General features: G+C 68.4%; 2 protein-coding genes. Both read right to left on the reverse strand.

What is annotated here, in order from left to right:
- Positions 1-11: 11 nt before the first annotated feature.
- Positions 12-974: an electron transfer flavoprotein subunit alpha/FixB family protein gene (locus ACF08M_RS41620; protein WP_392190522.1), complete on the reverse strand. Its 963-nt coding sequence runs from the start codon at positions 972-974 to the stop codon at positions 12-14.
- 57 nt (positions 975-1,031) lie between these two features.
- On the reverse strand, positions 1,032-1,652 hold a 621-nt coding region (locus ACF08M_RS41625), incomplete at its 5' end, for an electron transfer flavoprotein subunit beta/FixA family protein (RefSeq protein ID WP_392190523.1).

Consider the following 1,652-nt stretch of genomic DNA (forward strand, 5'->3'; position numbering starts at 1 on the left):
GAGAGGGCGGGTCAGCCCTTGCGGGAGTTGACCTCTTCGGTGAGCTGGGGCACGACCTGGAAGAGGTCGCCGACGACGCCGTAGTCGACGAGGTCGAAGATCGGGGCCTCGGCGTCCTTGTTGATCGCGACGATCGTCTTGGACGTCTGCATGCCCGCCCGGTGCTGGATCGCGCCCGAGATACCGGACGCGATGTACAACTGCGGCGAGACCGACTTACCGGTCTGCCCGACCTGGCTGGAATGCGGATACCAGCCCGCGTCCACCGCGGCACGCGACGCACCGACCGCCGCACCCAGCGAGTCCGCGAGCGCCTCGATGACCGCGAAGTTCTCCGCACCGTTGACACCCCGGCCACCCGACACGACGATCGCGGCCTCCGTCAGCTCCGGACGCCCCGTCGACTCACGCGGCGTCCGCGACAGCACCTTCGTCCCCCTCGCCAGCGCCGAGAACGACACCGCCAGCACCTCGACCGCACCCGCGGCCGCAGCCGCCTCCACCGGCGCCGAGTTCGGCTTCACCGTGATCACCGGCACCCCCCTCACCACCCGGGACCTCGTGGTGAACGACGCCGCGAACGCCGACTGCGTGGCAACCGGACCCTGCTCACCGGCCTCCAGATCCACCGCATCAGTGATGACACCCGACCCGATCCGCACCGCCAGACGAGCCGCGATCTCCTTGCCCTCCACCGACGACGGCACCAGCACCGCCACCGGCGACACCACATCCACCGCCGCCTGCAACGCATCCACCTTCGGCACCACGAGATACTCGGCGAACTCCGGCGCATCAGCCGTCAGCACCCGCACCGCACCATGCTCACCCAGCACCCCCGCAGTACCGGCAGCACCCGCACCCAACGCCACCGCGACCGGCTCACCGACCCGGCGCGCCAGCGTCAACAGCTCCAGCGTGGGCTTGCGGACAGCACCGTCCACGTGATCGACAAAGACAAGAACTTCAGCCATGGGACTTCAATCTCCTGCGAGTAACGAAGAAACGGAAACGTCAGGACGCCACGCGCCTCAGATGAACTTCTGACCGGCCAGGAACTCGGCCAGCCGCCGGCCGCCCTCGCCCTCGTCCTTCACGACCGTGCCCGCACTACGGGCCGGACGCTCCGCCGCCGACTCGACCACGGTCCACGCACCCCCCAGACCGACCTCGTCCGACTCGATCCCCAGATCCCCCAGATCCCAGGACACCACCGGCTTCTTCTTCGCCGCCATGATCCCCTTGAACGACGGATACCGCGCCTCACCCGACTGGTCCGTCACCGACACCACCGCCGGCAACGACGCCTCCAGCCGCTCCGACGCCGTGTCACCGTCACGACGGCCCCGCACGACCCCACCCTCCACGGAAACCTCGGAGACCAGCGTGACCTGCGGAACACCCAGACGCTCGGCCAGCAGCGCGGGAACCACACCCATCGCACCGTCCGTCGACGCCATACCGGAGATCACCAGGTCGTAACCCGCCTTCTCGACCGCCCGGGCCAGCACCAGCGACGTACCGACGACATCCGTACCATGCAGATCATCGTCCTCGACATGAACAGCCTTGTCCGCACCCATCGACAACGCCTTGCGCAACGCGTCCTTCGCGTCCTCCGGACCCACCGTCAGCACAGTGATCTCCGCGTC

Origin of the sequence: Streptomyces sp. NPDC015032 (assembly GCF_043080425.1) — a bacterium.
Taxonomy (GTDB): domain Bacteria; phylum Actinomycetota; class Actinomycetes; order Streptomycetales; family Streptomycetaceae; genus Streptomyces.

Coding starts and splice junctions, on each gene's coding strand:
- ACF08M_RS41620 (WP_392190522.1), bottom strand. CDS start 974: ATGGCTGAAGTTCTTGTCTTTGTCGATCACGTGGACGGTGCTGTCCGC.